At 57.8% G+C, this 7123-nt stretch carries 5 protein-coding genes; 1 reads left to right on the top strand and 4 read right to left on the bottom strand.

What is annotated here, in order from left to right; all coding sequences use genetic code 11:
• Positions 1-113: 113 nt before the first annotated feature.
• Positions 114-488, bottom strand: a complete 375-nt coding sequence (locus GOX88_RS17190) for a hypothetical protein (RefSeq protein WP_170404477.1) — start codon at positions 486-488, stop codon at positions 114-116.
• 49 nt (positions 489-537) lie between these two features.
• Here GOX88_RS17190 and GOX88_RS17185 point away from each other — a divergent pair, with 49 nt between their 5' ends.
• Entirely contained in the window at positions 538-1338 is an 801-nt protein-coding gene (locus GOX88_RS17185; RefSeq protein ID WP_437436428.1) for an alpha/beta fold hydrolase, read from the top strand.
• Between the two features lie 155 nt (positions 1339-1493).
• On the opposite strand, the gene GOX88_RS17180 is transcribed toward GOX88_RS17185, so the two are convergent.
• The 3 genes from GOX88_RS17180 to GOX88_RS17170 all read right to left on the bottom strand — a co-directional run bounded on the left by GOX88_RS17180 (position 1494) and on the right by GOX88_RS17170 (position 7089).
• Entirely contained in the window at positions 1494-2846 is a 1353-nt protein-coding gene (locus GOX88_RS17180) for an HlyD family type I secretion periplasmic adaptor subunit (protein ID WP_170404475.1), read from the bottom strand.
• Between the two features lie 12 nt (positions 2847-2858).
• On the bottom strand, positions 2859-4667 hold the full coding sequence (locus tag GOX88_RS17175; RefSeq protein ID WP_254436195.1) for a type I secretion system permease/ATPase: 1809 nt from the start codon (positions 4665-4667) through the stop codon (positions 2859-2861).
• Between the two features lie 463 nt (positions 4668-5130).
• Positions 5131-7089: a type I secretion protein gene (locus tag GOX88_RS17170; protein ID WP_170404470.1), complete on the bottom strand. Its 1959-nt coding sequence runs from the start codon at positions 7087-7089 to the stop codon at positions 5131-5133.
• Between the last annotated feature and the right edge of the window lie 34 nt (positions 7090-7123).

Below are 7123 nucleotides of genomic sequence, written 5' to 3'. Positions count from 1 at the left end.
CAAAGCCGAGGTCGCAGACCTCTGCGCCAAATTCCCGATCTATCCTAACCTGTAATCAGGTTTAAAATCAAAGACCTGAGCGGCGCCCGATGGGCGCCGTTTTTTTCGGCAAATCAGATAAACCCCTGCCACCGCAGGAAAACGATCAGCAGCGCCAACAAGGCCAACAGATTGAACGCCAGCCCGCCCAGCATCCCCAGAAACCATCCCAGTCGCCGGTCGGCACGGTTGATACCGCTTAGATGCGCCTGAACCTCTTCGGACGCGCGCGCGAGCTTCGGAGTATCCAGCACCAGCCGCAACTTTGGGTGAGCCGCCATTTGCTCGGCATTCGCCAGCATCAGCGCCTGCTTGTATATACGCCGGGGCAGCAGCCGTTTGGCCTTGCGGATCGAGTCCGCCAGCGTCTTGTCCTTTACACCCAGTTTCTTGCGCAGCAACTGAACCGTTTGCGCAATCTGGCTTTGGATATCTGTATTTTCCGACATGACGGGGCCTCCGAAGCTGCCAACTTAACCCCCATAAGCGAAGGCGACAATGGGGCTGGTTGTTTCTGATCGCGGCGGGTATCACAGCCGCATGCTGAACACGATCATACATGGTGAACCGACTTCGAACCCGCCTCTGCTGATTGCGCACGGGCTTTATGGCTCGGCCCGGAACTGGGGTGTGATTGCCCGGCGCCTGGCGGATGAGCGGCAAGTTGTGGCCGTCGATATGCGCAACCACGCTTACAGCATGTGGACCGATCAGCACAGCTATCCGGAATTGGCCAATGATCTCGCAGAGGTGATCGAACATTTCGGCGGTAAGGCCGACGTAGTGGGCCATTCGATGGGCGGCAAGGCGGCGATGACGCTGGCCCTGCAGCATGGGAATCTGGTGCGCAAACTGGTGGTCGCCGACATCGCGCCGGTGACCTATACCCACAGTCAGATCCAATTCATCGAAGCCATGCGCGCCGTCGATTTCTCGACGATCGAGCGACGCTCGGACGCCGCGCAGCAACTGGCTGTTCAGGGCGTTGAACCCGCGCTTCAGAGCTTTTTCACGCAATCACTTGATATCAAAGGAAAGCGCTGGCTGTTGAACCTCGATGTTCTGGCGGCTGAAATGCCAATGATCATGGGCTTTCCGGAGGCGGACGCATTGTGGGACGGCCCGGCCTTGTTCCTTTCGGGTGGAGAGTCCGACTATGTCCTGCCCCAGCATCGCGATTTGATCCGCGCGCTGTTCCCGTCCGCCAAATTCGCCAAAATTCCCGGCGCGGGCCATTGGCTGCACGCCGAAAAACCCCGCGAGTTCGAGGCCGCCGTCCGGGCGTTCCTGAACGCCTGATCATACAGGTCGCCTCCTTCCAGCGCGGCGCGCACGGGGAACATTTGTGACCTAAATCTTGTCTTTTACAATCAAGGACATGAGAAACCCTCCGGCAATTGCCGAAGGGTGACTTTCTTTAGCAAAGTGTACAGAACTGCCGTGCGGCCAGCCCGTTACTGTTCGCGGAACGCGCGCGACATACTGTCTGTCACAGGTTTCGCAATATAGGCAGCAAACGTGCGCTCTTCGGTTTGGATCATGATCTCGGCGGGCATACCCGGGGTCGGGATAAAGCCCCGTACGCGTTCGATCTCTTCCGGTTCCAGCGAGATGCGGGCCAGATAGACCTCTTGCGGTGCACCGTTGGTATCTTCGATCACTGAGTCAGCCGAAAGATAGAACACCTGACCGTTCAGCACAGGCGTTGTCCGCTGGTTCAGCGCCACCAGACGCACGGTCGCGTCTTGCCCGGTCACAACACTGTCGATCTCGGTGCGCGGGATCTGCGCCTCGATGATCAGGGGGGCGTCTGCGGGCAGAATCTCGGCGATGGGTTCACCGGTTTCGATCACGCCACCCGGCGTGTGATAGTGCAGCCGAACCACCGTACCCGTCACCGGAGCCCGCACGACCGCGCGGTCCAGGACACTACGGGCCTGACGGGCTTTTTCGCGGACACTTTCCAGATCGGCTTCGATCACGCCCAGCTCATCCAACGCAGCCTCACGATAGGCTGCCCGGGTGCGAGAGATCTGTTCTTCGTATTTCAACAGCATCTGGCTGATCTCAGCCGCCTCGGCCTGCAATCGCGCCTGCTGGCCTTCGGCTTCGGCCTGAACCCGGCGAATGGTGTTCAGCTCACCCTTGCGCACCAGCCCTTTTTCGAAAAGCGCCTGCTTGGTGTCGAACTCTTCCTGAAGGATTTCTGACCGCCGCACCATGCTGTCCAATTGCGCCTCGAACCCGCTTGATCGAATGCGCAGAGCTTCCATGTTGCGTTCAAGCAATGCGATGTCGTTCAGCAAGGTCTTGCGGGACAGGTCAAAGGTGATCTTCTGCCCGTCTAGGATGCTCATCACCTCGGTATCATCCGAGGCGTCGATCAGATTCGGGGAAAACTCCAGCCGTTGTGCTTCGCCATATTCCGCGTTCAGGCGTTCGGACATGGCTTGAAGGCGGATTTTGCGGATGAACAATTCACGTTCGTTCGCTTCTGCCGAGGTCTGGTCCAGCGTCATCATCACTTGACCAGCTGTGACGGACTGACCTTCGACCACCTGAATTTCCTGAATGATGCCGCCTTCCAGGTGTTGCACGATCTTGTTGCGGCCAGTGGCGACAAAGCTGCCCTGTGCGATCACCGCCGCCGCCAGAGGCGCACTGAAGGACCAGACGCCAAAGCCGCCAAAGCAGACGACCAGCAGGACGAACCCGATGACGATCAGACGGTTTATCGAACGCGGAACTTCGGCATACCAGACCGTCGGGTCGTTGGGATCGTTGTTAACGGGTACCAGTTCATTCATATCGCACCCCCCTTACTGCTTCTGAATGCCGGGCGCATTGTTACGCGGCCCGTTCAGTTGTTGCAGAACCTGTTCGCGGTGACCAAACAGCGCCACCCGGCCATCCGTCAGCAGCATGATCTTGTCGACCACATTCAGAAGCGTCGGTTTCTGCGTGATCACTACCACAGTGATCTTGCTTTCTTTCGCCTGTTCGATGGCCCGCGACAGCGCCTTGTCGCCCGCCACGTCCAGGTTCGAGTTCGGCTCGTCCAGCACCACCATGCGCGGATTGCCGAAGAAGGCCCGCGCCAGCGCGATGCGCTGTTTCTGACCGCCGGACAGCGGTGAGCCGTCCGCAGCCACCACGGTTTCATAGCCCTGCGGCAGCGTTGCGATCATGTTGTGCACATCGGCCAGAACGGCAGCGTCGTGAATCTGCTCATCCGTCGCGTCCGAGCGCATCCGGCCGATATTGTCCTTGATGGTGCCGGGGAACAGCTGCACGTCTTGCGGCAGGTACCCAATGCTTTCGCCAAACTGGCGCGGGTCCCAGTTGCGGATATCCATCAGGTCAAGACGGACACTGCCCGATGTCGGCAGGATCGACCCGACCAGCGTTTTACCCAGCGTGGTTTTACCCGCACCGGAATTGCCAATGATGGCCAGTGTCTCACCCGGATTCAGCGAAAAACTGATCCCGTTCAGGACGACGCGCTTGGTGCCGCCGGGCACGTAAAGCAGGCGTTCCACGTCCAGCCGTCCCTCGGGGCGCGGCAGGCGCAGCTTTTCGAATTGCAGCGCTGAATTGGACAGCAGTTGATTGATACGGCCATAGGCAGCGCGGGTCAGCAGGAAGCTGTTCCACCCTTCGATCGAACCCTCGATCGGCGCAAAGGCCCGACCTGCAATAATCGAAGCCGCAATAACCATGCCGCCGGTGATCTCGCCTTGCAGCGCCAGAAATGCGCCCCAGCCCAGAATGCAGATCTGCGTCAACAGGCGCACCGCGCGGGAAATGGCGGCAAAGATCACGTTGCGATCCTGCGCGCGAACCTGCCATGTCAGCGATTGTGCGGTGTCGCGGCCCCAGATGCGCACGGCCTCGGGGATCATGGCCAGGGCGTTGATGATCTGGCTGTTTCGCGACATCGAATCCAGATGCATGTTGGCCATGGACTGCGCCTTGTTTGCCTCGGCGAAGGGCTTGGCCGTCATGCGCTGGTTGATGAATGCGATCGTCATCAACAGCAGAGCTGTGACGATCACGATCATCCCAAGCTGCGGATGCACCAGAAAGATCATCAAGATGAACAAGGGGGCGAAGGGCACATCAAGGAAGGATATCAACGTGCCCGACGTCAGAAATCCGCGTACTTGCTGAAGGTCGCCCAGTGTTTGATATTCACGCCCGCTGCCATGCAGCGAGGCATGGGCCGCTGCACTGAGGATCGGAGCGCCAAGGCGGGCGGCCACTTCGACCGCGGTCCGCATCAGCATGAACCGCCGCACCGCGTCAAAGACCGATTGGAAAACCACCGCCCCCGCGACAATGGCCGTCAGCATGATCAGCGTATCCAGCGACCGGCTGGTCAGAACACGGTCACTGATCTGGAACAGATAGATCGGGATCGCCAGGATCAGGATGTTCGTCGCGCAAGTCAGCACCAGCACAAAGGCCAGATTGCGATAGATTGCCCGCAACGAGATGCGCAATGTCTTGCGAAAATCCTCTGGCGGGGTGCGCTTGTGAAATGTTTGGGGTGGCCCTTTCCCATCGCCGCCACCTGAATTGCTGCGCAGCAATGGTTCGTTCGCCTTGGCCTCGATAGTGGTGCCCATGCGATCGCCGCCATTCGAGCGCGACGCGGGGGGTATACGGTCGCTCGTCTTATTGACGGGTTCTGGATCGGGGCTCTCTGCGTCGGCCACCCCAGCACCGCTGCCCTGTTGGTCACTGTCTTCGGCAGGCTGCGGCTGCTTGCGCCGGGGGGGAGGTCCGGCGCGCAGTTGCGGTTCCACTTTCGCTTGGTGATGAGCGGGTTTTGCTTTCACGGTATTTTCGGCGCTCGCATCGCTTTCGGCGACTGCCTCCCGTTTACCGTCTTGCGGATCACTGATGCGTAAATCTTCGCTAAGTCGTAATCCGGGTGTTTTCTTTGATTTCTTATCAGACTGGCCCGCGCTTGGCGGTTTAGAAACGCCGCCGCCGTTACGATCCAATGGGCTGGCGTATCGACTCGGGCGCGACGGAAAAACAATCGACATGTTAAAACTTTCAGGTCACTCGTAACAAACAGGGTTACTACGCTAGCATAGTTTGTAGGCCGTCGTCGATGGCTGCCATTTCAGAGGAGGTAAGTGTAGACGCACCGGACAAGTTTTCGGCGTCGCCTGCCGCATCAGCCTCTTCCATCAGGATCGCGATCGCTTCGTTGGCCAGCTCACTGTTTTCTTCTTCCGGGCTGTCGATCAGGCTTGCCTGATGCAACATCACTTCAGAATACTCTTCTTCCTGAGCCATAACGACAGAGTCGACGCCCATCTTGGTCACATTGGCCGAGTTCAAAAGAGCGTTGCCGGCACCCAGGGCTGAAACTTCTTGCCCACCCGGGGTATCGACATAAACGTCGTCGTCATCCTGCAGCAAGGTCACCTGTTCGATCACGTTGACCTGCAGCAGGTCACCTTCGATCTTGAGAACCCGGACCAGTTCGGTTCCGGCATACATGGGATCGTTCAGCAGCGCATCCTCGAGCGCATCGGAATCGACTTCCTGCATACCGATTGTACTGGCCATGTTCTGGCTCAACGCTTCGTGGGTATCTTCACCCTCGGCCGTCAGCGAGACCTTGTTCATCACCAGATTGTCTTCTGCATCGGTCGGGCTTGCACCGTGAACCACATCACTGTCCATCAACACGATGGTCTGGTTCACAACATCGATCGAGATCATGTCACCGCCGATGATGATCAAGTCATAGAAAGAGCCAAGCTGAAGGATGTCGGTCACGTTGGTCATGATGTTGTCACCCAACGTATACGCAGTGGACGATGCAGTGATTTCGGCAGAAATCTGGTCGATATCCGTGGCGTCGATAACTTGCTTGATGAAGTTCGTTACCAGCAGATCGCCACTGATCCAGTCGATCACGATAAGGGGGTCTTCGGCCTCCTCGCCCTCCTCGACTTCATCCGCGACATTGTCTTCCAACCAGGGCGCAGCATGCGATTCAGAACTGATCTCGGACGCTTGAACCACGTGCGTTTCGCTCTGGACGCCTTCTTCACCTTCGTCGACATCCACAACAACGGCGACCTGGCTTACGACAGTCAGGTTCACCGAGTTTCCGCCGACCACGATATTGGGCGCGTCAACCCAACCAACAGAGACCGAGACCTCGTTGACGGCCCAATTGCCGCCCGCGACGACGGAATGGCCGTCCTCGAATTCGGGGTCTTCGGACTGGTCCCACTCGGCTGGCAACGCCTCGGAAATCTCGTCCTCTTCTTCTTCCTCAATGTCCGCTTTGTGGTGCTCTGGGATCAATTCCAGAAAATCAGGCATCTCATCGACATGTTCGCCGTTCACGATCATGCCCGTGGCGCCTTCGCCCAGGAACTGATGCACCGTGACACCGTCAATTTCGACGTTCACGGGCGTATAAATCTGATCCAGCAATAGCTCGACCGCTTCGCCGGACTGGTAGTCCATAATATGGATCGACGGGGGTGACACCGCGTGCAAGGTCAGCGCCACCTGCAATGTAGCTTGACCCTCTGCCATCAGCGCTTCGACATCGCGGAAGTCCCCTTCGCCCACGGTGTCGTTGTCATTCAGGTGAATTTTCTGGAACGTGTACGTAACCGCCGAGCCGATCAGTTCAGTTTCAAAAACCGGCTTCATCACGACGTTCAGCTGCGTCATGGCCGAAAACTGCGCATCGGGAAAATATGCATCCGGGCCGAATTCGGGGCCAAAGGAAACACTGGTGTCTTCAATCGGGCCAGGTATCGCAGGTGGTGGGGGGACATCGGCTTTCACGCCGGAGAATTTGTAAGGCAGCGGGTCGAAATCACCCGGGTCCAGCTTCAAATGTGCTTTAACTTGAATTCGTGTCGGATCTTCCAGTTCTTCAAGTTCCGCTTTCCGTCTTAGAGCAACAAATTCTTCATACTGATCACGCCACCGGGCCTGCTCGGTAGTTAACTCAAATGTTCCAATGAAATGTGCAATCTGTTCCGTAATACTGTCGAGAGGCATTTTTGTTTTCCTTTCCCCGCCCCGGCCTGAAATT

This window comes from Ruegeria arenilitoris, from assembly GCF_013030985.1.
Lineage (GTDB): Bacteria > Pseudomonadota > Alphaproteobacteria > Rhodobacterales > Rhodobacteraceae > Ruegeria > Ruegeria arenilitoris_B.
The sequence above is the reverse complement of the archived record's forward strand: the minus strand, read 5'-3'. Positions and strand labels throughout refer to the sequence as shown.

What these genes read in the sequence shown, in the direction of transcription:
- GOX88_RS17180 (WP_170404475.1), bottom strand. Translation starts at nt 2,846, where the DNA reads ATGAATGAACTGGTACCCGTTAACAACGATCCCAACGACCCGACGGTC.
- GOX88_RS17175 (WP_254436195.1), bottom strand. Translation starts at nt 4,667, where the DNA reads ATGGGCACCACTATCGAGGCCAAGGCGAACGAACCATTGCTGCGCAGC.
- GOX88_RS17170 (WP_170404470.1), bottom strand. Translation starts at nt 7,089, where the DNA reads ATGCCTCTCGACAGTATTACGGAACAGATTGCACATTTCATTGGAACA.
- GOX88_RS17190 (WP_170404477.1), bottom strand. Translation starts at nt 488, where the DNA reads ATGTCGGAAAATACAGATATCCAAAGCCAGATTGCGCAAACGGTTCAG.
- GOX88_RS17185 (WP_437436428.1), top strand. Translation starts at nt 538, where the DNA reads ATGGGGCTGGTTGTTTCTGATCGCGGCGGGTATCACAGCCGCATGCTG.